The sequence below is a fragment of the Bradyrhizobium sp. Cp5.3 genome, from assembly GCF_000426265.1.
GTDB lineage: Bacteria > Pseudomonadota > Alphaproteobacteria > Rhizobiales > Xanthobacteraceae > Bradyrhizobium > Bradyrhizobium neotropicale.
Genome location: NZ_AUFA01000014.1, coordinates 176,452 through 199,533, shown reverse-complemented (window position 1 = coordinate 199,533; position 23,082 = coordinate 176,452). Strand labels below are relative to the sequence as shown.

General features: G+C 65.4%; 21 protein-coding genes. 15 read left to right on the top strand and 6 right to left on the bottom strand.

The genetic code is table 11. The features are described from left to right. Positions 1-191: 191 nt before the first annotated feature. From K289_RS0122135 to K289_RS0122120, 4 genes are all read left to right on the top strand, one after another. The gene (locus tag K289_RS0122135) at positions 192-1,235 is read left to right on the top strand and encodes a medium chain dehydrogenase/reductase family protein (RefSeq protein WP_027553543.1); all 1,044 of its coding nucleotides are present in this window, start codon (positions 192-194) and stop codon (positions 1,233-1,235) included. A 153-nt stretch (positions 1,236-1,388) separates the two neighbouring features. Further along, positions 1,389-1,913, top strand: a complete 525-nt coding sequence (locus K289_RS0122130; RefSeq protein WP_027553542.1) for a Spy/CpxP family protein refolding chaperone — start codon at positions 1,389-1,391, stop codon at positions 1,911-1,913. Positions 1,914-2,276: 363 nt separating this feature from the next. Beyond that, entirely contained in the window at positions 2,277-3,431 is a 1,155-nt protein-coding gene (locus tag K289_RS0122125) for an acyl-CoA dehydrogenase family protein (protein ID WP_027553541.1), read from the top strand. Between the two features lie 201 nt (positions 3,432-3,632). Then, positions 3,633-5,600 carry a methyl-accepting chemotaxis protein gene (locus K289_RS0122120; protein ID WP_027553540.1) on the top strand — a complete coding sequence of 656 codons (1,968 nt, stop codon included), beginning with the start codon at positions 3,633-3,635 and terminating at the stop codon, positions 5,598-5,600. Positions 5,601-5,642: 42 nt separating this feature from the next. Here K289_RS0122120 and K289_RS0122115 read toward each other — a convergent pair whose 3' ends face one another. From K289_RS0122115 to K289_RS0122105, 3 genes are all read right to left on the bottom strand, one after another. Beyond that, positions 5,643-5,981 carry a hypothetical protein gene (locus tag K289_RS0122115; protein WP_027553539.1) on the bottom strand — a complete coding sequence of 113 codons (339 nt, stop codon included), beginning with the start codon at positions 5,979-5,981 and terminating at the stop codon, positions 5,643-5,645. A gap of 386 nt (positions 5,982-6,367) precedes the next feature. Continuing rightward, the gene (locus tag K289_RS0122110) at positions 6,368-8,488 is read right to left on the bottom strand and encodes an EAL domain-containing protein (RefSeq protein ID WP_051310731.1); all 2,121 of its coding nucleotides are present in this window, start codon (positions 8,486-8,488) and stop codon (positions 6,368-6,370) included. Between the two features lie 435 nt (positions 8,489-8,923). Beyond that, positions 8,924-9,367: a L,D-transpeptidase gene (locus K289_RS0122105; RefSeq protein ID WP_084788677.1), complete on the bottom strand. Its 444-nt coding sequence runs from the start codon at positions 9,365-9,367 to the stop codon at positions 8,924-8,926. A 135-nt stretch (positions 9,368-9,502) separates the two neighbouring features. Between K289_RS0122105 and mepA the strand changes: the two genes are divergently transcribed. The 5 genes from mepA to modC all read left to right on the top strand — a co-directional run bounded on the left by mepA (position 9,503) and on the right by modC (position 13,618). Then, entirely contained in the window at positions 9,503-10,447 is a 945-nt protein-coding gene (mepA, locus tag K289_RS0122100) for a penicillin-insensitive murein endopeptidase (protein ID WP_027553536.1), read from the top strand. A 225-nt stretch (positions 10,448-10,672) separates the two neighbouring features. Continuing rightward, a complete protein-coding gene (locus K289_RS0122090) occupies positions 10,673-11,185 on the top strand; it encodes a hypothetical protein (RefSeq protein WP_027553535.1) in 513 nt (170 codons plus the stop codon). 273 nt (positions 11,186-11,458) lie between these two features. After that, positions 11,459-12,244 (top strand): molybdate ABC transporter substrate-binding protein, encoded by a 786-nt coding sequence (gene modA, locus K289_RS0122085; protein WP_027553534.1) that lies wholly within the window; start codon positions 11,459-11,461, stop codon positions 12,242-12,244. A gap of 13 nt (positions 12,245-12,257) precedes the next feature. Beyond that, a complete protein-coding gene (gene modB, locus K289_RS0122080; protein WP_027553533.1) occupies positions 12,258-12,953 on the top strand; it encodes a molybdate ABC transporter permease subunit in 696 nt (231 codons plus the stop codon). Between the two features lie 2 nt (positions 12,954-12,955). After that, positions 12,956-13,618: a molybdenum ABC transporter ATP-binding protein gene (modC, locus tag K289_RS0122075; protein ID WP_027553532.1), complete on the top strand. Its 663-nt coding sequence runs from the start codon at positions 12,956-12,958 to the stop codon at positions 13,616-13,618. Between the two features lie 227 nt (positions 13,619-13,845). Here modC and K289_RS0122070 read toward each other — a convergent pair whose 3' ends face one another. Together K289_RS0122070 and K289_RS0122065 are read right to left on the bottom strand one after the other, a co-directional pair. After that, on the bottom strand, positions 13,846-14,106 hold the full coding sequence (locus tag K289_RS0122070; RefSeq protein WP_027553531.1) for a PepSY domain-containing protein: 261 nt from the start codon (positions 14,104-14,106) through the stop codon (positions 13,846-13,848). A 255-nt stretch (positions 14,107-14,361) separates the two neighbouring features. After that, positions 14,362-16,155, bottom strand: coding sequence for a potassium/proton antiporter (locus K289_RS0122065; protein WP_027553530.1), 1,794 nt, complete (start codon positions 16,153-16,155; stop codon positions 14,362-14,364). 416 nt (positions 16,156-16,571) lie between these two features. Between K289_RS0122065 and K289_RS0122060 the strand changes: the two genes are divergently transcribed. Beyond that, positions 16,572-17,888: a mechanosensitive ion channel family protein gene (locus K289_RS0122060; RefSeq protein ID WP_027553529.1), complete on the top strand. Its 1,317-nt coding sequence runs from the start codon at positions 16,572-16,574 to the stop codon at positions 17,886-17,888. Between the two features lie 124 nt (positions 17,889-18,012). Next, positions 18,013-18,831: a type I methionyl aminopeptidase gene (map, locus tag K289_RS0122055; RefSeq protein ID WP_027553528.1), complete on the top strand. Its 819-nt coding sequence runs from the start codon at positions 18,013-18,015 to the stop codon at positions 18,829-18,831. A gap of 33 nt (positions 18,832-18,864) precedes the next feature. On the opposite strand, the gene K289_RS0122050 is transcribed toward map, so the two are convergent. Then, positions 18,865-19,461 (bottom strand): Ada metal-binding domain-containing protein, encoded by a 597-nt coding sequence (locus tag K289_RS0122050; protein WP_035685413.1) that lies wholly within the window; start codon positions 19,459-19,461, stop codon positions 18,865-18,867. A 60-nt stretch (positions 19,462-19,521) separates the two neighbouring features. Here K289_RS0122050 and K289_RS0122045 point away from each other — a divergent pair, with 60 nt between their 5' ends. The 4 genes from K289_RS0122045 (at position 19,522) to K289_RS0122030 (ending at position 23,071) form a co-directional block, all read left to right on the top strand. Continuing rightward, positions 19,522-20,535, top strand: a complete 1,014-nt coding sequence (locus tag K289_RS0122045; protein ID WP_245283974.1) for a DMT family transporter — start codon at positions 19,522-19,524, stop codon at positions 20,533-20,535. A 79-nt stretch (positions 20,536-20,614) separates the two neighbouring features. After that, positions 20,615-21,475, top strand: a complete 861-nt coding sequence (locus tag K289_RS0122040; protein ID WP_027553525.1) for an intradiol ring-cleavage dioxygenase — start codon at positions 20,615-20,617, stop codon at positions 21,473-21,475. Positions 21,476-21,535: 60 nt separating this feature from the next. After that, positions 21,536-22,255 carry a DNA repair protein RadC gene (radC, locus tag K289_RS0122035; protein ID WP_027553524.1) on the top strand — a complete coding sequence of 240 codons (720 nt, stop codon included), beginning with the start codon at positions 21,536-21,538 and terminating at the stop codon, positions 22,253-22,255. A gap of 27 nt (positions 22,256-22,282) precedes the next feature. Next, positions 22,283-23,071, top strand: coding sequence for a DUF4239 domain-containing protein (locus K289_RS0122030; RefSeq protein WP_027553523.1), 789 nt, complete (start codon positions 22,283-22,285; stop codon positions 23,069-23,071). Positions 23,072-23,082: the final 11 nt, after the last annotated feature.

Below are 23,082 nucleotides of genomic sequence, written 5' to 3'. Positions count from 1 at the left end.
TCCAATTTCCGGGACGTGGCAAACGCCGCGGCGATTTCGCAGTCTGCTGGGGGCCTAGCAGATTTGAGCCAGGTCAAGGTGGAACTTCAGGCTGGCCATATTCTAGATGTTTGCCGACGTGGCGATGTAAAGATGTCGAGGAAGTGTGCCCGCTCCTTGCGCTGGATTGCGACATTGCAAGGTGATCGCCCATGATGGAGCCGCGCAATCGCGTTGTTCAAGTCAGCCGCTTCGGTGATCCCGAGAGGCTGGAGGTGGTCGACGCTCCCCTGCCGACCGCCGGCCGGGGCGAGGTGCGGGTGCGGGTCCTCGCGTCGAGCCTCAACTACACCGAGGTGTTGATCAGGCGTCATCTATACCCGCAAACGATGCGCCTCCGGCCTCCGTTCGTCATGGGCTACGATGTGGTCGGGGAGATCGATCAGCTCGGCGAAGGCGTACGCGACTTTCAGATTGGCGAGCGCGTGGCCGACATGACGGTGGTCGGGTCAAACGCCGACTATCGCACGCTGCGGGCGAACGACGTGGCTCGCGTGCCGGTGGGCGTAGACGCCGCGGAGGCGGCCACACTCATCTTGAGCTGGACGACCGCATATCAGCTTCTTTACCGCGCGGCCCGAGTCCAGCGAGATCAGCGCGTGCTCGTGCACGGCGCCGCCGGCGCCGTCGGCCAGGCGCTGCTCGTGCTCGGGAGACTGGCCGGCCTCGAGCTGTGGGGCACCGCGCGCGGCGAGCACATGGCGCTCGTCCGAGAGCTAGGGGCAACGCCGATCGACTACGAGCATGAGGACTTCACGCGGGTCCTGCCGGGAGGGTTCGACGTCATCGTCGACGGCGTTGGCGAAGACGGCTATCGCCGCTCATACGCGGCGCTCAAGCCAGGCGGTCTGCTCTGTGCCATCGGCTTCTCGGCGAGCGTGCAGGCACGGCGTCGCATGCTTCCCATCGTGATGGAGATCGCGCGCCTTTACTTGTGGAGATTGCTGCCCGGCGGCAAGCGGGCCCGCTTCTACTCCGTAAATGCAATGCGGGCGCGGCATCCCACCTGGTTCAAGGAGGACCTCGAGCGGCTGTTCGGGCTTTTGGCAAAAGGCGCCATCCGGCCGCGCATCGCCGAGCGGATCTCCTTCGACCAGGTCACCGATGCTCACCGCCGCCTCGAGGCCGGCGGCCTCGAGGGCAAGCTCGTGTTGTGCCCGAATCTCTCGTCGCGACACAACCAGCGCGCCGCCTGACACCGCGCGCGCAAGCTACTGCGGGCGTCCAGAAGCTCCGTCAGTACGCGCCAAAAAACTTCTCCGGCTCCTTTGATTTAAGTCAACTGAACCATACGGTGCGTGACCACTTTGCGGTTTGCTTTGGGGGCCTCTTATCCAGGGAGATCGCCGATGTTGAAGATCGTCGTGGCCGGTACAACCGCACTCTTCCTTACCGCATCCTCGATTGCCAACGCGCAAAACGCGCAAACCGCTGCTCCCGCGTCTCCGGAACGCTTAAATGCGACCGACCGGAACAATCTGACTGACATGAGGATTGATCTCGTGAAGGCCGCGCTGCAGTTGACACCTGACCAGGAAAAGCTTTGGCCGCCTGTAGAGAGCGCTATTCGTGCGAGGGCGGAGGATCGAAAGGCGCGTATTGCAAAAATTCAGGAAACGGTGGGTCGACGGGCCGACGAAAGCCGTGTCGAAGCGATGCGCAATCGTGACCCCATCGCCTTTTTGCAGCGACGGTCCGAAGCATTGGCTCAACGATCAGCCGATCTGGATAAGCTCGCCGAGGCGTGGCAGCCACTCTACAAAACGCTTGGTCAAGAACAGAGGCAGCGCTTGGCGGCCCTCGCGATCTTTGTACTGCACGATATGAGTGAGGCCGTAGATCGGCGTCGTGCGCTGTCCGAGGACGAGGACTGACGCAAGGCAGTTCCGTTCCCAAGGCCCAAGGCCGGTTTGCCGCGTATGCACCGACCAGAGTGCGCGGGGTGACATCGGCTTTGGGTCGTTCTCGATGGATCCATAGGGAGTGCGAGCTGGCTGTGCCCGCTTTGCTCCAAAACTTGCGTGTAGCCCGGATGGAGCGGGGCGCAATCCGGGATGATTGCATTCGCTGAAACCAGAGCCCCGGATTTCGCTGCGCTTCAACGATGCTGCAGCGATCCCGGCGCGTCAGTTTGGCGCGAGCCCGGAATGACGGGGCGCCACCTTGATCCTCCCCGCCAAATAGACCACCATCGTGCTTCTTACCGCTCGCGACAGAATGGGCGAGGAAACGCGCGCATGGACGCAGCTCCGGGGGTTAGCATCGTCGAGCGGGCACGGGCACTTGCGCCGCTGATTGCGGGCGAGGCGGATGAGATCGAGCGGACGCGGCGGCTGACGCCAGCCGTCGTTTCAGCGCTGGTCGAGAACGGGCTTTATCGCGCGCTGCTGCCGCAGAGCCTCGGCGGCGCCGAGGCTGCGCCCGACGTTTTCATGCAGATGCTGGAGGAGATCGCGAAGGCGGATGCGTCGACCGCGTGGTGTCTCGGCCAGTGCAGCGTCTGCGCGATGATCGCCGCTTCGCTCGACCACGACACCGCACATGAGATTTTCAATACGCCGCCCGGCATCCTCGCCTGGGGCGCGATCGCGCATGAGGCGCGCGCGGTCGAGGGCGGCTATCGCGCCACCGCGCGCTGGGATTTTGCCTCGGGCTCGCGCCAGGCGAGCTGGCTGGGCGCCCACGTCCGCATCCTCAGCGGGGACGGCACGCCGCGCAGGCATGCCGACGGCTCGCCGGAGGTGCGCACTATCCTGTTTCCGGTTGCGGGCGCGACGCTCCACGACGTCTGGAACGCGATTGGGCTCGCCGGCACCGGGACTGATTCCTATGAAGTGCGTAACCTCTTCATCCCCGAGCGCTTCGCGACGTTTCGTGATGTGCCCCAGGCTTTGCGTGAGCCGGGCCCGATCTACAGGCTCGGGACCGGTTCGGCCTTCAGCCTCGGCTTTGCCGCGGTCTCGCTCGGGGTGGCACGCGCCACCCTCGAGGCCGCCATTGCGCTGGCGCGCGGAAAGCATCAGTCGCTCGCCGCAAGCGCGATGCGCGACAATCAGGCCGTCCAGGGCCTGATCGGACGCACCGAAGGCGATCTTCGCGCGGCCCGCGCCTATCTCTACGCGACGGCGAACGCGATGTGGCGTGACCTCAGCGCGACCGGCGAGTTCAGCAATGCACACCGCACCGCGGTCCGGCTGGCCGCGACCTGGACCATCCATCAGTCGGCCAGGGTGGTCGACGCCGCCTATCACATGGCGGGCGCGACCGCCGTGTTCCGCAGCAATCCGTTCGAGCGACGATTTCGTGACATGCACGCGATCGCCCAGCAGATCCAGGCGCGCGACACGCATTACGAGGATGTCGGCAAGTTGATCCTTGCCGAGGGCCGTTGATCCGGGCGGATGAAACTGCGGCGCTTTGTCTCGCGATACGCGGAATGATCAACTTCTCCATGCGCATTACTGCATTGAGTCATGCAAAAGGATGGTAGCGGCTCCGTTAAATCACGGGGGCCGTGCCGCGTTTGTTGTTAAGCATTTTCTGAGACCTTTCCGCAAAACCAAGATCAAGATCTGGAATGCCGGGAATTTTCGATGCCCAAGATCAAGTCGATTGCCGCTCGCCTGATTCTCGCCATCGCGCTCACCGTTGCGGTTGCCTGCGCCATCCTCTCCGGCTTTTCGATCACCCAGCAGCGGGCGTTGACACGGCTCGCGCTCGATCAGCAGCTCAAGCTGCAATATGAAAGCGTGATCGCGGCGATCGACTATGAGGGGCGCGCCGCGCTGGCGGTCTCGTCCGCGATCGCGGCGCTGCCGCCGGTCGGCGACGCCATCGCCAAGGGCGACCGCGACAGCCTGCTCGCGCTGCTCGGCGACGCCAACAAGGCGCTGAAGGCGCAGGGCATTCCGCTCATCACCTTCCAGCTTCCCCCGGCGATCTCCTTCTTCCGCGTCCACACCCCCAAGAGCTTTGGTGACGACGTCTCCGCCCGCCGCGCCACCGTGGTCGAGGCCCTCAAGACCGGTCGCCCGATCGTCGGCGTCGAGCCGGGCCGGGAAGCCCTCGGCATCTTCGGCATGACGCCGATCGTCCGCGACGGAAAAAACCTCGCCAATGTCGACATCGGTGTCGCCTTCGGCAAGGAATTCGTCGACCGCGCCAAGAAGCGTTTCGGCATCGATCTCGCCGTCTACTCCGTCGACGGCCAGTCGCTGAACAAGCTGTCTTCGACTTTCGGCGACAACGCAATCGCCAGGCCGGACGAATTGAGGGCCGCGATCGACGGTCCGCCGCTGCTGCGGGAGGCCGAGCTCGACGGCCATCCTGTCGAGGTCTATGCCGGACCGATCAAGAACTACGCCGGTCAGCCGGTCGGCGTGCTCGAAATCATCAAGGACACGACGGAATATGAGGCCGCGTTCGCCGCGGCGGAGCGCAATCTGATCCTCGGCACGGTCGCGATCCTTGCGGTCGCGATCCTGCTGGCGCTGCTGCTCGGACGTGGCCTGTCGCGGCCCCTCACAGCAATCACCGCCGTCATGAACCAGCTCTCGAGCGGCGACACCAGCGTCACCATTCCCGGCAGCGAGCGCCCGGATGAGCTCGGCACCATGGCCAAGGCGGTCGACGTGTTCCGCCGCAACATGCTCGAGGCGGGCACGCTGCGCGAGGCGCAAGAGGCTGCCAAGGCCAAGGCGGAGATCGAGAAGCAGGCGCTGCAGCGTCAGATGGCCGATCGCTTCGAAGCCGACGTCAAAGGCGTCGTTGCAGCGGTGGCCAGGGCGACCGAGGGGATGCAAAATGTCGCCGGCGAGATCACCACGAGCGTCAACGGCACCTCACAGCGCGCATCCGCCGCGGCAACGGCCTCCGAGGAAGCCTCGACCAGCGTCAGCGCCGTCGCTGCGGCGACCGAGGAACTGGCGTCGTCGGTCAGCGAGATCGGCCGTCAGGTCACCCATTCCAGCCAGGTCGCGAGCGGCGCGGTGGTCAAGGCCACCGAGACGACGGAGATGGTCACGAGCCTAGCCACCGCCGCCGAGCGCATCGGCGACGTGCTGCGCCTGATCAGCGAGATCGCAAGCCAGACCAATCTGCTGGCGCTCAACGCCACGATCGAGGCGGCCCGCGCCGGCGAAGCCGGCCGCGGCTTTGCGGTCGTTGCGTCCGAAGTGAAAGAACTGGCCAGCCAGACCGCGAAGGCGACCGACGAGATCGCGAGCCAGGTCACGGCGATCCAGGCGGCGACCGGCAACTGCGTCACCGCCATCTCCGGCATCAGCGACACCATCCGCGAGATCAGTGGCATCGCCACCACCATCGCGGCGGCCGTCGAGGAGCAGGGCTCGGCGACACGGGAGATCGCCCGCAGCGTGCAGCAGGCCTCCGCCGGCACGACCGACGTCTCGGCCAATGTCGCCGGCGCCAGCCAGGCCGCAGATCAATCGCGTGCGCTCGCCGGCAATGTCATGGTCGCATCGGGTGAGCTCGGCCAGCACGCGTCGGCGCTGATGAAGAGCGTGGATACGTTTCTGGCGGGTCTGCGCGACGCAGCCTAGCGGCGCGCGTCGGCGCGCGAGAGTTATGCGGACGCTTCCAAGCTAAGGACGCCCGCCGCGGTACGCGATCTGGCGATCAAGTCGCAGCACATTTGTGGGCTCGCCGGAATCGTTCGCCAATCTCGGCGCGCGACGACGCAGGAGGAAGGAAACACCGCAAAGCGTCCCCTTTCTCCACACGACACGGCAGATGAAGATTCCGGAATGACCGTCGAACGACAGCACAAATTCGTTGGCAAATATGTAGTACGGCGCGGAGATGCAGGCCCCCAAGGCGTTCATATCGCGCACCATGCATGGATGAGTCCCACGAATTTCATCAAATGACAGCAGCGCCGCCCGGTTGATCGGTATGCGCTTCATTGCACGACGTTCGATCATGACGAGACGCTCCAAATGAGAAGGCAACTTCCCATCGAACGACCGCAGCGATTGCGATCGCGCTTTACGGAGTCAGTTTCCCGGTCCCGCCGACGTCCAGAAAATGGCCGCGCTGCAACGTTGATCTGCGCGGTTTACGCTAACAAGCAGCATTATTGTCTTATTAAAATTGAATCAGAGTTGGTGGTTAATTCCGACGCTTGACCACACTTACTCGATCACCTCGTCGCTACTGGGATCGCTCACCGTCACTCCCGCCATCGGTTGGCGCGGAGCGCATGGCGTGGACCGCAATTCCCGCTACGACAGCCGTGATAAAGAGCCCGAAAAAGCCAATTACAATTGCAAGTGCGCGCGTCAACGTCCTGGAAGTGGACGTCCAGACGCTAGGCCACTAAGGCTGCGTCGTCGCCGTCGATCCCGCGCTGCGCTGCCAGCAAGCTGATGATCTCGGCGTTGGGCCGGGCCTTGCTGAACAGAAAACCCTGTCCCTCGTCACAGCCTTCGGCGCGGAGGCAGCTCAGCTCGGCCTCGGTCTCGACGCCTTCGGCGGTGATGGTGACCCCCAGGCCTTTGCCGAGGCTGACGATCGAGCGGATGATCGCCTGCGCCTCGCGGTTGGCGCCGAGATCGCGCACGAAGGACTGGTCGACCTTGATCTTGTCGAAGGGGAAGCTGCGCAAATAGCTGAGGCTGGAATAGCCGGTGCCGAAATCATCCATCGAGATGCGCACGCCGAGCGCGCGCAGCGCATGCAGCGTCGCCAGCACCTGGGCACTCTTCTCGAGCAGCAGCGTCTCGGTGATCTCGAGCTCGAGCCGCCGCGGCGGCAGGCCGGACTGCTTCAGGGCGTCGGTCACGATCGAGAGCAGATTGCCGCTGCGGAACTGGAGCGGCGACAGATTGACGGCGACGCGGACGTCGTCCGGCCAGGTCGCAGCATCCAGGCAGGCGCGGCGCAGCATCAATCCGCCGAGCGGATTGATCAGCCCGGTGTCCTCGGCGACCGGAATGAACTCGGCCGGCGAGACCATTCCGCGCTCCGGATGCGGCCAGCGCACCAGCGCCTCGAAGCCGGTGATGCGTCCGCTCGAGAGATCGACCAGCGGCTGGTAATAGGGCCGCAGCACGTCGTTCTGGATCGCATCGCGCAGCTCGACCTCGATCTTGCGGCGGCTTTGCGCCCTGGCATCGAGCGCGGCCTCGAAGAACGCGAATGTGCCGCGGGCATCGGTCTTGGCACGCGACAGCGCCATGTCGGCGCTCTTGAGCAGCTTCTCCGAATCATCGCCGTCGCCGGGCGCCATCGCAATGCCGATGGAGGCGCCGATCACCACGGAATGACCGTCGAGCAGATAGGGATCGGCGATGGCCTCGAGGAGGCGCTTCGCCAGCATCACCGCGTCCTCGGGGCGCGGCAGCCCGCTCTGCACGATCGCGAACTCGTCCGAGTTCAGCCGTGCCAGCGCATCCTCCTCGCGCAGCGTCGAGCGCAGCCGCTTGGATACGCCGCGCAGCAGCTTGTCGCCGATCGCATGTCCCAGCGTGTCGTTGACCGCCTTGAAATTGTCGAGCCCCAGCATCAGCACCGCGACCTTCTCGGCGCTGCGGCGCGTGTGCAGCAGCATCTCGTCCATCTGCTGGCGCAGCAGGTTGCGGTTCGGCAGGCCGGTCAGCCCGTCATGCTGGGCCATGAAGGCGAGCCGCGCCTCGGCGCGCTTGCGCTCGGTGATGTCCATCAGCGCCAGCAGCACCGCGGGCCGCTCGGCATAGGTCAGCTCGCGCGAATAGATCGCAAGGTCGATCAGCGCGCCGTCGGCCTTGACGTGCTTCCAGGTGCGGGCGGCCTGCTCCTCGCTGGAGCGGTCGGCGGTCCAGGGCGGCTGGCTGTCGAACGCCTGCAAGGACCGGATCGTGAGCTTCTCGAACTCGGCGCGGCTGTAGCCGTAATGGGCGACCGCGGCATCGTTGACGCCGAGGATGCGCTCGTCGTCGCGTGCGCAGACGATCATGGGAACGGGATTGCCATCGAACAGCAGACGGAACGAGGCCTCGCGCCGCTTCAATTCGGTGATGTCGACGCGCAGGCCGACGACACCTCCGTCGTCGGTCAGCCGCTCCTCGATCAGGATGACGCGGCCATCGGCCAGCTTCTGCTCATGGCGCCCGCCCGGTTGATAGAGCTTCAGCAACCGCTCGGCGATCCACTCGTTCTCGTGGCCGATCGCCTCGGGATAGTCGCCGCGCGCGACGCCGATGCGCAGCGTATCTTCGAGGCGCGCGCCTTGTTCGAAGAGATCGGCGGTCTTGCTGTAGATCTCGGCGTATTTCCTGTTCCAGAGAACGTAGCGGCCTTCGGCATCGAGAAAGACGATGCCCTGCGGCAGGATGTCGATCGCCTGGCGCAGGCGCTCATGGGACTTGCGCGCGTCCGCGATCGCGGTCTCCGCGCGGCTGTGCATGAGTTCGTCGATCTCGACGGATGAGCTTTGCGGAGTTGTCGCAATCGCGCCGGACGTGCGCGTGCGCCTGCCGGTCCAGGCCGACCGCTTTCGTTTTCTTGCTTTTCGAGACCCCAAACTCAACGTCACACGCCCCACTTGCGCCCAGCGGCCGCAAGTCTTCAGGCAAGTGTCTGAAAAAACAGTAATGTTCGGCAGCCTCGGCAACGGTGCGCGTGCTCTTACGGTGACGAGGCGGCAGCTCTTTGCCCGTTTGCGAGGCTCGGCAGCCTCATCCAGCGCGCGAAGCTGATCCCTTCGCCGCGATCGGAGAGCGAGATGACGCAAAAACACGCTCTTCACATGAATCAATTCCGAAGAGGCGCCCGCTTGTATGCAGAACGCGGCCGCTTCTCGTCCAACGCACCAATTTTGGTCAGCGCAGGATAGGGTTATCGCGACGTTAAGATGCGGTCCTGCAGGCTACGACTTTCGGCGGGACTAGTTGGAAATGTGGATCGTGGTGTTGCGCGCGCCCTCGCGCAGGATCAGCGCGAACAGAATCGCGGCATGCGCCGGATGCAGCCTGACGCAGCCATGCGAGGCCCGACCTCCGAGGCGGTAAATGTCTGATGTGCCATGGATGGCGAAGCCGTGATGGAAGAAGATCGCGTGCGGCATCGGCGCGTTATAGTATTTCCGCGAGAAATAGCTGCGCATCATCGCCTGCGGATGGAAGGTGCCGCTCGGCGTGCCGTAGCCTCTGCGGCCCGTCGACACCGGCCAGTCGTAGCGTGGCGCACCGTCGACGCGCACCGACATGCGTTGCGACGATTTGTCGATGTTCACCCTGATATCGGCTAGCGCCGGCGTCGCCCCAAGCCCCGCCAGCACAAACGCCGCCACGACGGCCCGCCCGGCGAGCCGTGCCGAATACAAGATCATCACAAGCCCCGCAGCCTGTTATCCCGGCGGATGATGTCGCGGCGAGCCGGCGGCTGTAAAGACAGTGTGAGGTTGCGCCGGCCCGAAAGGCTAATTCTTAACCCTGACGTTGCGATGGGCTATAAGAGCATCAGCATGAGTCCCCGCCGCATCACCCCTCTCCTGCTCCTGTTGGCTCTCCTGCACGCCGGCGCCGCGCTGGCCCAGGACAAGGGCAGCGTCGCTCCGAAGCCATTGCCGCCGCTCGCCAACCCCAACGATCCCAAGCTCGGCGCCAAGGAGCTGTTCGCGCGCAAACTCCTGCCCTCGACCGGCCCCGCGCATGTGATCGGAAACTACGCCAAGGGCTGCATCGGCGGCGCCGCGCAGATGCCGCTCAACGGCGACAATTGGCAGGTGATGCGGCTGTCGCGCAATCGCAACTGGGGCCATCCCGACATGATCGCACTGATCAAGCGACTCGCGGCCAGGGCGCACAAGGATGCCGGTTGGCCCGGCATCCTTGTCGGTGACATCGGCCAGCCGCGCGGCGGCCCTGCATTGTCAGGCCATGCCAGCCACCAGATCGGCCTCGATGCCGACATCTGGCTGACGCCGATGCCCGACCGCCGGCTCTCGCGCGAGGAGCGCGAGGAGATGTCGGCGGTGATGATGGTGCGCGAGGACCGGCTCGACATCGATCCGCGCGTGTTTACGCCCGGACATGTGCAGGTGCTGCGCGACGCAGCGCAGGAGCCCGCCGTGCAGCGCATCTTCGTCAATGCCGCGATCAAGAAGGCGCTGTGCCGCGAGGCCAAGGGCGACCGCTCCTGGCTGTCGAAGATCAGGCCCTGGTGGGGTCACGACTATCACTTCCACATCCGCATGCGCTGTCCGCCGGGCGCGACCGAATGCGAGGGACAGAAGCCACAGTCCGAGGACGAAGGCTGCAAGCCCGCCGACCTCGACTACTGGTTCAAGGACTCGGTGCTGCACCCGAAACCGCCACCGATCCCGCCCAAACCAAAGCCGCCGATGACGCTGGCGCAGATGCCCGCCGCCTGCAAAGCCGTGCTGCGCGCGCCGGATGCGAAGCCGTAGCATACATCTGCACGCTGCCGCCAACCCACGGCTGTCGTCCCGGACGAGCGTAAGCGCAGATCCGGGATGACGAACTAGAGAGTTGGTTCGCACCGCGCGAATGCGCTAGGATCGGCTTGCCGCTCCGCCGTAAGCCGGGCGGGCCTGTCGGGATGCGCATCCCGCTGTTCAACGAGCCCGACCGCAAGCCCCGCGTCTTTCGCGCGGCCAACGATGAGACCTGACATGCGCGCCCTCACCATCCTCGCTGCGCTCTCGCTCGGTGCGACCTCCGCTCTGGCGGCCGAAGAACCGAGCGGCTGCGACAAATTCAAATGGCCGATCGAGCGCGAGCGCGCCGCGCTCACCGCGCCCGACCGTGCAAAGCTGGCGTCAGGGAGCGAACAGGTGGCGCTTCCGTCTTCCTCTTCCGCCGTCACGCTGACGCTGGTCGCACCCGCGGACGCCAAGCTGCCGACGCCCCCGGAGCGTGCGCCGAAGGAGGGCACCTTTGCCGGCTTTGCGAGCTTCAAGACCGCGCCCAAAGCGGGGCTTTACACGGTCAGCCTCTCGGCCGGCGCCTGGGTCGACCTGGTGCAGGATGGGCATTTCCTCAAGCCCGTAGCGTTCAGCGGCGCGACCGATTGCGACGGCATCCGCAAAACCATGAAATACGAGCTTGCGGCGCAGCCCTTCGTGCTTCAGATCAGCGGGGCCAAGGACAATGCGGTCTCGATCGCGATCCTGCCGACGCAATAGGCCCGTTACGCTGTTGTTTGCGCATGATCTTTTCGGAAAACCGCCGCGCACTTTGCGCGCACGCGGCCCCTTCGGGTGCGGATCATGCGTTAGACAAAGGGTCGCCTTTGCCCTAAAGCCTCGGCCTGCTATCTTCGCATATGCGATATCCCCGTCGGCCGTAAGCCGTTGCGGGGACCCGTGGAACAGCGCTTCCGCCCGTCGCAATGCATGACCCACCCAACGCTAGATCTGCGCGTGCGATTGCGCGCGATCTCGCACGGAGCGCACCCCATGTTTCGTATTGCCGGACTTTTCACCGCTTTCGTGATCCTCGCGGGCGCGAGCCTTTCGCCCGCCGCCGCCGAGGACAAGACCATCACCGTGTTCGCCGCCGCCTCGATGAAGAACGCGCTCGACGAGCTCGGCGCCGCCTATACTGCCAAGACCGGCGTCAAGTTCAGCGTCAGCTATGCCGCGAGCTCGGTGCTTGCCAAGCAGATCGAGCAGGGCGCGCCGGCCGACGTGTTCGTCTCCGCCGACACCGACTGGATGGACTACGCCATCAGCAAGAAGACCATCAACGAGCCGACCCGCGTCAACCTGCTCGGCAACAGCATCGTGCTGATCGCGCCGAAGGACTCAGAGATCAACAACGTCACGATCGCGCAGGGCTTCGACCTCGCAAAGCTCGCCGGCGACGGCAAGATCGCGACCGGCGACGTGAAGTCGGTGCCGGTCGGCAAATATGCCAAGGCGGCGCTGGAGAAGCTCGGCGCCTGGCAGGCCGCGGAGCCGAAATTCGCGATGGCCGAGAGCGTGCGCGCCGCGCTGACGCTGGTGGCGCGCGGCGAGGCCGTGCTCGGCATCGTCTATTCGACCGACGCCAAGGTCGAGCCCGGCGTCAAGATCGTCGGCACTTTCCCGGCGGACTCGCATCCCGCGATCATCTATCCGGTCGCGGCGACCACGACCGCGAGGCCGGAGACCAGCGACTATCTCGCCTTCCTGCGCTCGTCGGCGGCAAAGACCATTCTGGAGAAATACGGCTTCAAGTTCCTGGTCAGCCCCACGACTTGATGTTTGCGGCTTGATGTCCGAGATCACGCCTGCGGAATGGACGGCGATCCTGCTCTCGCTCAGGGTCGCCGTCATCGCGACGCTGGTGGCGACACCGTTCGGCATTGCGCTGGCATGGCTGCTCGCCCGCCGCGACTTCTGGGGCAAATCGGTCATCGATGCGCTGGTGCACCTGCCGTTGGTGCTGCCGCCGGTGGTCACCGGCTATCTCCTGCTTCTCACCTTCGGCCGCCGCGGTCTCGTCGGCGGCTTTCTCGCCGATTATCTCGGCATCGTCTTCGCCTTCCGCTGGACCGGCGCGGCGCTTGCCTGCGGCGTGATGGCGTTTCCGCTGCTGGTGCGGCCGATGCGGCTGTCGATCGAGGCGATCGATCGCCGGCTCGAGCAGGCGGCCGAGACCCTGGGCGCCGCGCCCTGGAAGGTCTTCTTCACGGTGACGCTGCCGCTCGCGCTGCCCGGCGTGCTGGCCGGCATGGTGCTCGGCTTCGCCAAGGCGATCGGCGAGTTCGGCGCCACCATCACCTTCGTCTCCAACATTCCCGGCGAGACCCAGACGATTTCGTCGGCGATCTATTCGCTGATCCAGACGCCCGATGGCGACGCGGCCGCGGGCCGGCTCGTCATCATCTCGATCGTGCTCGCGCTCGGTGCGCTGATCGCCGCCGAATGGTTCGCCCGCCGCGCCACCGCGCGGCTGCATGGAAACTGACCATGCTGCGCGTCGACGTCGAAAAACAACTTGGTGAGTTCTCGCTGCACGCATCCTTCACCAGCGAGGGACGCGTCACCGGCCTGTTCGGCGCTTCCGGCGCCGGCAAGAGCTCGCTCGTCAACATGATCGCCGGCCTCTTGCGTCCGGACCGCGGCACCATCGCGATCGACGGCGACGTCATCGACGATACCGCGGCGGGCATCCATGTCCCGACCTATCGCCGTCGCATCGGCTATGTTTTCCAGGACGCGCGGCTGTTTCCGCATCTCGACGTCGCGCAGAACCTCGACTACGGCCGTCGCATGAACGGCCTTGCGCCCGATCCCGCGCAGCACAAGCGCATCGTCGACCTGCTCGACATCGGCGCCCTGCTCGATCGCCGCCCCGGAAAACTCTCCGGCGGCGAACGCCAGCGCGTTGCGCTCGGACGCGCGCTGCTGTCAAAGCCGCGCCTGCTGCTGCTCGATGAGCCGCTCGGCGCGCTGGACGAAGGCCGCAAGCTCGAGATCCTGCCCTACCTGGTGCGGCTGCGCGACGAGGCCAATGTGCCGATGGTCTATGTCAGCCACGACGTCGCCGAGCTGCGCCAGCTCGCGACGCAGATCGTGATGCTGAAGCAGGGTCGGGTGACCTCGTTCGGCGGGGTGAAGGTATTGTCGTGAGGGCGGTGGCTGGCTAGAGGCAATCTGCGGGCCCCACTCGCGGCCGTCGTCCCCGCGAACGCGGGGACCCATAACCACAGGGAAAAGTTGTGGCGCGAGACTGGTAACCACGAGCCTTCGTCCAACTACTCCCTGTGGTTATGGGTCCCGGGCTCGCGCTTCGCACGCCCCGGGACGACAGGTGAGAATGACGCTATTTCATCGCATCATTCCGCGATCATGAGGGCCTACCACCCGCGCTCGACGTTGCGCACGTCGCCGGTCCTGGCGTCGACATAGACCTCCATCCAGCGACCGGTGCGGTCGCGGCCGTCGATCTCCCATTCGTCGCCGAGAAAGTTCGTGTGCGAGACCGTCACAACGCCGATGTCGGTCGCGACATCGAGCGCGACCTGCATCGAGATCTGGTCGCCTGTGTCATAGGCCATCGCCGGCACGGCCGATCCGAGGCCGATCGCGACAATGGCCGGCAAGACGAGTTTTCGCATGGACTGCTCCTGTCACATAGGTTGACCGTTATGCGGCTAAGAACGAGCGGCACGGGCATGCGTTCCGGTTGCAACCCTCAGGGAACAGCGGAAACTTTCGGCGGTTGCGGCGATTTGGTGGCAGGTTCCCGCGTTCCTACACTCGTCATTCCGGGGCGGCCGAAGGGCGAGCCCGGAATCTATTTCATCGGCTATTCCGCGATGAAATGGATTCCGGGTTCGCGCTACGCGCGCCCCGGAATGACAAAGAGCGGACTAAATCCCTGCCACCGACGTCCAAAGGTCGGCGAGCTTGCGCCGCAGGGCCTGTGCGCGCGTCACGGGTTCGGGCTTCTCCTCGTCCTCCGGCAGGCGCAGGCCGACGACGTTGACGCGGCCACCGGAGATCGAGCGGGCCACCAGCACGATCTCGCCGAGCGCGAGCTCCGCGCCCTCCTTCGGTGCGCGGTCGAGGTGAACGTCGAAATAATCGGCCAGGGTCAGCCTGCCCTCATCCTCGCTCACCTTCACGCCGTAGATCTCGGCGAGCTCGGCGAGCGTGTGCTCGCCGGAGACCATGAAGTCACCCAGCAGATGCGGATCCGGCGCCGAGCTCGGCTGCATGTCGACGAAGAAGCGGTCGAGGGATTCGGCCTTTTCCGGCGGGGCGAGCAGATAAATATAGTCGCCCGGCGCGATCGGATCGGCTTCGGTGGGCGTCAAAATGCTCTGGTTGCGGATCACGAGTGTCGGCTTGGACCAGGACGGAATCAGGCCGCGGCGGAAATAGAGACTCTTGGACCTGACGGAATAGCCGACGAGCTGCTGCTCGAGCTGGCCGGGCAAGTCCAGCTCGACGCGGCGTGGACCACGCTCGGCGCGCGGCAGCGCCACGTGCAGCTTCCGCGCGGCGGGCGCCAACGTCCAGCCCTGCAGCAGCAGCGAAATGATGACGACGACGAAGGCGACGTCGAAATAGAGATAGGCCTTCGACAGCCCGACCAGCATCGGAATGGACGCAAGGAAGATCGCGACTGCACCGCGCAAGCCCGTCCAGGCGATGAAGATCTTTTCGCGCCAGTTGAAGCGAAAGGGCGCAAGGCAGAGAAAGACCGCCAGCGGCCGCGCGATCAGCATCAGCACGAAGGCGACCTCGACGGCCGGCAACGCACTTGCGCCGAGCCGTTGCGGCGAGACCAGGAGGCCGAGGAGAACGAACATCACGATCTGCGCGAGCCAGGTCGCTGCGTCGAGGAAGGTCACCACCGAATTATGGGCGCGCGTCGGACGGTTGCCGATGATGATACCGGCGAGATAGACCGCGAGGAAACCGGAAGCGTGCATGATCTGCGAGCCGCCGAAGATGACGAGCGCCGCCGTGGTGACGAATGGCGCATGCAGGCCCTGCGGCAGCGCCACCTGATTGAGAGCGATGACCACCAGGCGTCCGCCGATCACGCCGACGACGGCACCCAGCACGGCCTCCTGGATGAATTCGAACAGCACATGGCTCGCCGTGCCCGACCCCAGCGAGATGTATTCCACCAGCATGAGCGTGAGAAAGATCGCGAAAGGATCGTTGGTGCCGGACTCCGCCTCCAGCGTCGCGCCGACGCGCGGGCGCAGGCGCAGGCCCTGGGTGTGCACCAGAAGGAACACCGCGGCGGCGTCGGTCGAGGCGACCACGGCGCCGACCAGGAGCGACTCCGACCAGTTCAGATCGAGCGCGTATTTGGCGAAGGGAGCGGTAATCAGCGCGGTGAGCAGCACGCCGCCGGTCGCCAGCACCACCGAAGGCGCGAGCACGGTGCGGATGCTCGCAAACCGCGTCCGCAGGCCGCCGTCGAACAGGATCAGGGCGAGCGCCACCGAACCGACCAGATAGGTCGTGCGCACGTCGTCGAACTGGAGCTGCCCGGGGCCGGAATCGCCGGCCAGCATGCCGATCGCGAGGAAGACGAGCAGCAGCGGTGCGCCGAAGCGCAGCGCGAGCAGGCTCGAGAGAATGCCGGCCATCACCAGGACGGCGCCGAGCAGAATGGCGATGCTGACCGAGTCGAGAGAAGCCATGCGGTGCTGCGGGTTACTCCAAGAGATCGACGCGATTCAGATCAGAGGGCACTGGCTGGGCGCTCCCTCGCCCCGCTTGCGGGGAGAGGGTGGGGTGAGGGGGAGTCTCCGCAGGGACGGTGACAGACGGACTCGCGGAGAGTCCCCCTCACCCGGATCGCATCTTTCGATGCAATCCGACCTCTCCCCGCAAGCGGGGCGAGGTGAAGACCAGCAACCATCCTGCTCATGCATCCTTATCGTCGTCGCACTGCCGCGCCAACCCATTTTCGACCGCTCGCGGCAATCTGCCCGTATTTTGCGGCCTTAACTCGTATCACATGGCGGTGTATCGATGGTCCGGCCGCGCCCTTTGTGGGATTCTGCGGCGCCCTCGAATCATCCTTCCCGCCTGATCGCCGACGAGAACCGCCTGAATGGACATGGACCTCAAAGACCTCATGGAGTTCGCGCAGACCACCGCGCGCGGCGTCGGGGCCGAGATCTTATCGCCCTGGTTCTACCTGCAGTTTGGACTGATCCTTGCCGCAGCCGGCATCGCCTATGCCGCGGAAGCCGGCATCCGTAACCGCGTCGACATGACGCGCCTCGCAATACGCTGGCCGCTGCCGCTCCGTCACTTTGCCCGTGTGATGGTGTCCAGTGCCTCCACGGCGGTGTTCACCCTGCTCGTAATCATCTCCCGCGTGGTGATGTATCATGCGACCTGGCCGAGCCGGAGCTATCTGTTGATGGTCGCCGCGAAGCTGGGGCTGGCCTGGCTCGCGATCCGGCTCGTGACCTCGGTGCTGCGCAACGCCTTCATCGTCCAGCTGGTGTCGGTCGCGGCGTGGTTCGTCGCGGCCCTCTCCATCATCGGCGAGCTCGATGCGACGGTGGACCTGCTCGACTCCTACGCGATTGTGCTCGGCGGTCTGCGGCTGACGCCACTGCTGCTGATCAAGGCCGGGGCGCTTCTGATCATCGCGCTCTGGCTCACCAACATCGCGAGCAATTTCGCCGAGAGCCGGATCAACTCGACGACCGATCTGACGCCGTCGGTGCAGGTGCTGCTGGTCAAGATCATCCGGATCGGCCTCCTCGCCGTCGCCATCGTGATTGCGCTCGGCGCGGTCGGCATCGACCTCTCGGCGCTCGCCGTGTTCTCCGGCGCGGTCGGCGTCGGCATCGGTATCGGCCTGCAGAAGATCGTCGCCAACTTCATCTCAGGCATCATCCTGCTCGCCGACAAGTCGGTGAAGCCCGGTGACCTCGTCACGATCGGCGACAATACCGGCCGCATCAGCGCGATGAAGACGCGCTATATTTCCGTTGCCGCCGGCGACGGCCGTGAATTCCTGGTGCCAAACGAGGATCTGGTGACGCAGAAGGTCGTCAACTGGACCTATACCGACAAGAATACGCTGGTGAAGATCACCTTCAGCACCAATTACGACGCCGACCCAAGGCTCGTCTGCAAGCTCGCGATCGAGACCGCCGCCGCCCATCCGCGCGCGCAGAAGGGCAAGCCGCCGAACTGCATCCTGACCGAGTTTGCCGAGGCCGGGATGAAGTTCTCGCTGACTCTCTGGCTGGCCGACCCCGACGGTATGGACAACGTCAGGAGCGACGTCATGCTGGCGCTGTGGGACGCCTTCAAGCGCGAGGGCATCCGGGTTCCCTACCCCGTCCGCGAAATCCGCGTCCGCGGCGGCGCCCTGCCGGTCGAAACCACCGTAGAAGTCCCGAATTGAGCCGCCTTTCCGGCGCAGGGCCCAAGCTTGGCTTGCATGAAGGCCCGCGATCATTAGATTAGGGCATGAAATCAAGCCCTTCCGCCGCATCGCGAGCAGCCTCGAGCCCAAAGATCGCAACCAGATGAGCTACGTCGAAGCCACCGACACCTCCCTCCGCAAGACCGGACAGATCAAGCTGCATGGCCCGAGCGCCTTTGCCGGCATGCGCAAGGCGGGAGCGCTGGTGGCGAAGTGCCTGGACGAGCTCACCGACATCGTCGGCCCCGGCGTGCCGACCTCGCGCATCGACGAGTTCGTCCGCGAGTTCGCCTTCAGCCACGGCGCCTATCCGGCGACGCTGATGTATCGCGGCTATCGCTACTCGACCTGTACCTCGCTCAACCACGTGGTTTGCCACGGCATGCCCGGCGACCGGCCGCTGAAGGAAGGCGACATCGTCAACATCGACGTCACCTTCATCGTCGACGGCTGGTACGGCGATTCCAGCCGGATGTATGCGATCGGCCCGATCGCGCGCAAGGCCGAGCGGCTGATCGAGGTGACCTATGAGGCGATGATGCGCGGCATCGCCGCCGTGAAGCCCGGCGCCACCACCGGCGACATCGGCCACGCCATCCAGAGCTTCGTCGAGCCGCAGGGCATGAGCGTGGTGCGTGATTTCTGCGGCCACGGCCTCGGCCGCATGTTCCACGACGAGCCCAACATCATCCATATCGGCCGCCCCGGCGAAGGCGTGCAGCTCAAGCCCGGCATGTTCTTCACCATCGAGCCGATGATCAATCTCGGCAAGCCGCATGTGAAGATCCTGTCCGACGGCTGGACCGCGGTGACTCGCGACCGCTCGCTGTCGGCGCAATTCGAGCACTCCGTCGGCGTCACCGCCACGGGCGTCGAAATCTTCACGCTGTCGGAGCGGCACGGCGAGAAGCAGATCGGCTGATCTCTTCGGCGCTGACTTGCACCTTCGCGACGCCTATCGCCGACGGCGAAATGACGATGGTGGCCGCTTGTAAGTCGCGGCAAAGGCATCGTTGAAGCGGCGAACGCTGCCGAAGCCCGCCGCAAAGGCGATCTCGGCCAATGTCATATCGGTCTGGTCGATCAGGCGCTTGGCTTCCTGCACGCGCCGTGTCGCCGCAATCTCGCTGGGACTTGCGCCGGCATGGCGCATGAACAGGCGCAGGAGATGGCGCGGGCCGATGCCAAGGGTCACGGCAAGCTCCGCCATGGATGCACGATCCAGAAGGCCGTCATTGATCAGGCGCATCCCGCGCGCAACGGTGGTGGCCGTGCCCATCCAGGCCGGCGATCCCGGCGCAGCTTCCGGCCGGCAGCGGAGGCAGGGACGAAAGCCGGCCCGCTCGGCGGCGGCGGCGGTCGCGTAGAAGGTGACGTTCTCGGAGCGCGCCGGGCGAACCGGACAGACCGGCCGGCAATAGATCCGCGTCGAGCGAACGCCAGAGAAGAACAGGCCGTCGAACGCGCGGGCACGCGCCAGTCTCGCCCGATCGCAGGTCTCCCAATCGAGATGCGGTGGCAGCACTTGCGGATGGGCCGGAATTCTCGCCATGAACGAAAAGGTAGTCTCAACCCATGCGGCCGAGTAGCTGAAATCGGACTCGATCGGTCGATGAGGTCCGAATTCAGCCAGCCTGCGCCGCCGCTCCGGATCATGGTGCCGACACATCCCGGAGCAGATCGCATGAACACGCAGGCGCAGCAGGCAACGTCGGAGCAAACCTTTCTCACACGCGAGATCGGGCTCCTGCTGCTCCTGTCGCTGATCTGGGGCAGCTCGTTCACGCTGATCAAGGTGGCGATCCCCACGATTCCGCCGTTCACCATGGTCGCCGCGCGCGTGACGATCGCAGCAATTCTCCTGATCCTGATAGCGAGCGCGCAGGGGCACTTCCTTCCGCGCCAGAGATCGGTGTGGGCCGCTTTCCTCGTGCAAGGGCTGCTGCAAAGCGCATTGCCGTTCACCCTGATCAGTTGGGGCGAGATGCATATCGCGAGCGGGCTCGCCGGCGTGCTCAATGCAACCCCGCCGATGTTCGTGCTCGCGATCGCGATGTTCACCGGACGCGGGCACCGAACGATCAGCGGCCAAAAGATCATTGGCATCGGTCTTGGCCTTGCGGGCGTCGCAATGACGATGGGCATCGATGCGCTGTCCGGGATCGGCACGGCGGCGCCGCTGGCGCAAGCGGCGGTGCTCGGCGCAAGCCTGAGCTACGCGCTCGCGCCGATTTGGGGCCAACGGTTCTCGAACCTTCCGGCAATCGTCACGGCGGCCGGCGCCATGAGCTGCGCCGCGATCCTGATGCTCCCCGCGGCCGCCGCTCTCGAGCAGCCGTGGAGGCTGGCGCCGACGGCACAGGCGATCGCAGCGGTCATCGCTCTCGCGGTCGTCTGCACCGCGCTCGCGATGGTGATCTATTTCCGGCTGATCCACACGCTAGGCCCGCTCGGCACGACCAGCGGCAGCTACCTGCGCGCGGGGTTCGCGGTGGCGCTCGGCATCGCTCTGCTTGGCGAGCGCTTGACCTGGTCTGGTCTGGCCGGAATGGCGCTCATTGTGGCCGGGGTGGTGGCTGTCACAGCACCTTCGCGGAAGCGAAACGCCGGGAAACCGTCGATCTGATTGCCGCCATCATCGCGGCCTGATCTTGCCATCCTGCCTGCCGATCACGATCTCTCGTTGGGGCGGACAGGAGAGACGATTGGGCAAGTCAACGCGTCGCGGCTTCCTTGGATTCGTGTCGGCCAGCGCTGCGGGCCTGCTGCAAACCCGCGCGCAAGCGGCTTCCGAGCCCGCCGTCAGCTCCAGCGAGCCGGCCTGCATCCTGACGCCGCAGGCGGAGGAAGGGCCGTTCTATGCCGACCCGAAACTCGTTCGTTCCGACATCACGGAAGGCAGGCGCGGCGTGCCGCTGACGCTGCGGCTGCGCGTGATCGAGGCGGGGCCCTGCACGGCAATCAAGGGCGCCCGGGTCGATATCTGGCATTGCGACGCGAAGGGCCTCTACTCCGCCTATCCCGGTCAGGGCGACGGCCACAATATCGATGCGACCGGCAAGACATTCCTGCGTGGCACGCAGATGACCGACGAGGCCGGCTGGGCCCTGTTCAACACCATCTATCCCGGCTGGTATGACGGCCGCACCACGCACATCCATTTCAAGGTGTTTCTCGACGATCGCACGGTGCTGACCGGGCAGACCTTCCTGCCCGACGCGCTGAACGAGTTCATCTACACCAACGTCCCCGCCTACAAGGACCGCGCCCGGCAGCGCACGATCATCAACGCTAATGACCACGTGATCGAGCGCTCCGATCCCGAGCATCGCGCCTTCTGCGCCGTGAAGGAGGAGCGCGACCGCTACGTCGCGACACTGACGCTCGGCGTCGACCGCCGCACTGACGCGACCGTCGGGCACGCCGGTCCGCCGCCACCCCCGCCGGGCATGCGCGGTGGACCTCCGCCTGGCCCACCGCCGTCAGGCATGGGCGGACCGATGTTCGGACGCCCGATCAAGGACCGGCTCGCCGCGCTGGTGCCGGGGTTGAAGCCGCGCCGCTAGAACCGCATCGCCGCAATTGGCGGTTGCAAAAGAAATGACCCGCGGCGATGCTGGCGCGCGATGTCCGCCAAATCCAGCGCCCCGCCCAAGTCGCCCGAGCCTGCCGAGCCGCCGCACTATCACGGCCACCGCGAGCGGCTGCGCGAGCGCTTCTATAGCGCAGGCCCGGATGCGCTGAGCGATTACGAGCTGCTGGAGATGGCGCTGTTTCCGGCGCTGCCACGTCGCGACACCAAGCCGCTCGCAAAGACGCTGATCAAGACGTTCGGCTCGTTCGCCGAGGTCGTTCATGCGCCTGTCGCGCGGCTGCGCGAGGTCGAAGGCGTCGGCGAATCCGCCATCAACCAGCTCAAGCTGATCGCAGCTGCGGCGAGCCGCGTGACCAAGGGCGAGGTCAACAGCCGCAACGCGCTGTCGTCGTGGAACGAGGTGATCGACTATTGCCGCTCCAGCATGGCGTTTGCCGACAAGGAGCAATTCCGTCTGCTCTTCCTCGACAAGCGCAACCAGCTCATCGCCGACGAGGTGCAGCAGACCGGCACCGTCGACCACACCCCGGTCTATCCGCGCGAGGTGATCAAGCGCGCGCTTGAACTCTCGGCAACCGCGCTGATCCTGGTGCACAACCATCCTTCCGGCGATCCCTCGCCGTCCCAGGCCGACATCCAGATGACCAAGGCCATCATCGACATCGCAAAACCGCTCGGCATCGCCGTGCACGACCACATCATCGTCGGCAAGAGCGGGCACGCCAGCCTGCGCGGGATGCGGCTGATCTAGGGCTCCGAATCAAGTGACAAGGACACAATGAGCGACTGGCTGCACAATTTGCCGGTGCCGTGGATGGCGCTGGTGATCTTCGGATTCACCTTTCTGCTGGCCGCGGCCATCTTCGCCGCCGTCGCGATGATCGCGACGGAGGAGCGTGCGAAATCGCTGAAGGCGATCTCGCCCGGCATGCTGCCGGTGCTCGGCATCATCTTCGGCCTGTTCGTCGCCTTCACCGCGGCGCAGGTCTGGGGTGACAGCGACCGCGCCAGCGCGGCAGTGAGCCGCGAGGCCAGCACGCTCAGAAGCGCCGTGCTGCTGGCAGCGGGCCTGCCGGCCGAGCAGGAGGGACGGTTACGCAGGCTGGTGCGCGACTATATCGGGCAGGCCGCGACGGTGGAGTGGCCGATGATGGCGCATCAGGCGATATCGCTGAAGGAGACACCGCCGGCGCTCGCCGAAGCGTTGCAGCTCGTCGTCACCATGACGCCGCAGGGCCAGGGTCAGGAGACCGTTCAGCGCGAGATCATCGCCGCGCTCCAGCAGGCGCTGGATGCGCGACGGCAACGGATCATCGTCAGCCTCGCCGCGGTGAATTCGGTCAAATGGTGGTGCCTGTACCTCCAGGCGGCCTGCGCGCTGCTGGCGATCGGCCTGGTTCATTGCGACAACCGCCTCGGAGGGGCAATCGCAATGGGGCTGTTCGCGACCGGCGTCGCCACCTCGGTGCTCTTGATCGCCGCGCATGACCGGCCGTTTGCCGGTCAGGTCTCGATCCATCCGGAGCCGCTGTTGCAGATCATGCCGGACGCAACGGCAAGGAACTAGAGCGCAAAGGC

Coding starts and splice junctions, on each gene's coding strand:
- K289_RS0122105 (WP_084788677.1), bottom strand. CDS start 9,367: ATGATCTTGTATTCGGCACGGCTCGCCGGGCGGGCCGTCGTGGCGGCG.
- K289_RS0122045 (WP_245283974.1), top strand. CDS start 19,522: ATGAGGTCCGAATTCAGCCAGCCTGCGCCGCCGCTCCGGATCATGGTG.
- K289_RS0122135 (WP_027553543.1), top strand. CDS start 192: ATGATGGAGCCGCGCAATCGCGTTGTTCAAGTCAGCCGCTTCGGTGAT.
- map (WP_027553528.1), top strand. CDS start 18,013: ATGAGCTACGTCGAAGCCACCGACACCTCCCTCCGCAAGACCGGACAG.
- K289_RS0122125 (WP_027553541.1), top strand. CDS start 2,277: ATGGACGCAGCTCCGGGGGTTAGCATCGTCGAGCGGGCACGGGCACTT.
- radC (WP_027553524.1), top strand. CDS start 21,536: ATGTCCGCCAAATCCAGCGCCCCGCCCAAGTCGCCCGAGCCTGCCGAG.
- modB (WP_027553533.1), top strand. CDS start 12,258: ATGTCCGAGATCACGCCTGCGGAATGGACGGCGATCCTGCTCTCGCTC.
- K289_RS0122060 (WP_027553529.1), top strand. CDS start 16,572: ATGGACATGGACCTCAAAGACCTCATGGAGTTCGCGCAGACCACCGCG.
- modC (WP_027553532.1), top strand. CDS start 12,956: ATGCTGCGCGTCGACGTCGAAAAACAACTTGGTGAGTTCTCGCTGCAC.
- K289_RS0122050 (WP_035685413.1), bottom strand. CDS start 19,461: ATGGCGAGAATTCCGGCCCATCCGCAAGTGCTGCCACCGCATCTCGAT.
- K289_RS0122120 (WP_027553540.1), top strand. CDS start 3,633: ATGCCCAAGATCAAGTCGATTGCCGCTCGCCTGATTCTCGCCATCGCG.
- K289_RS0122130 (WP_027553542.1), top strand. CDS start 1,389: ATGTTGAAGATCGTCGTGGCCGGTACAACCGCACTCTTCCTTACCGCA.
- mepA (WP_027553536.1), top strand. CDS start 9,503: ATGAGTCCCCGCCGCATCACCCCTCTCCTGCTCCTGTTGGCTCTCCTG.
- K289_RS0122070 (WP_027553531.1), bottom strand. CDS start 14,106: ATGCGAAAACTCGTCTTGCCGGCCATTGTCGCGATCGGCCTCGGATCG.
- K289_RS0122030 (WP_027553523.1), top strand. CDS start 22,283: ATGAGCGACTGGCTGCACAATTTGCCGGTGCCGTGGATGGCGCTGGTG.
- K289_RS0122065 (WP_027553530.1), bottom strand. CDS start 16,155: ATGGCTTCTCTCGACTCGGTCAGCATCGCCATTCTGCTCGGCGCCGTC.
- K289_RS0122115 (WP_027553539.1), bottom strand. CDS start 5,981: ATGATCGAACGTCGTGCAATGAAGCGCATACCGATCAACCGGGCGGCG.
- K289_RS0122090 (WP_027553535.1), top strand. CDS start 10,673: ATGCGCGCCCTCACCATCCTCGCTGCGCTCTCGCTCGGTGCGACCTCC.
- modA (WP_027553534.1), top strand. CDS start 11,459: ATGTTTCGTATTGCCGGACTTTTCACCGCTTTCGTGATCCTCGCGGGC.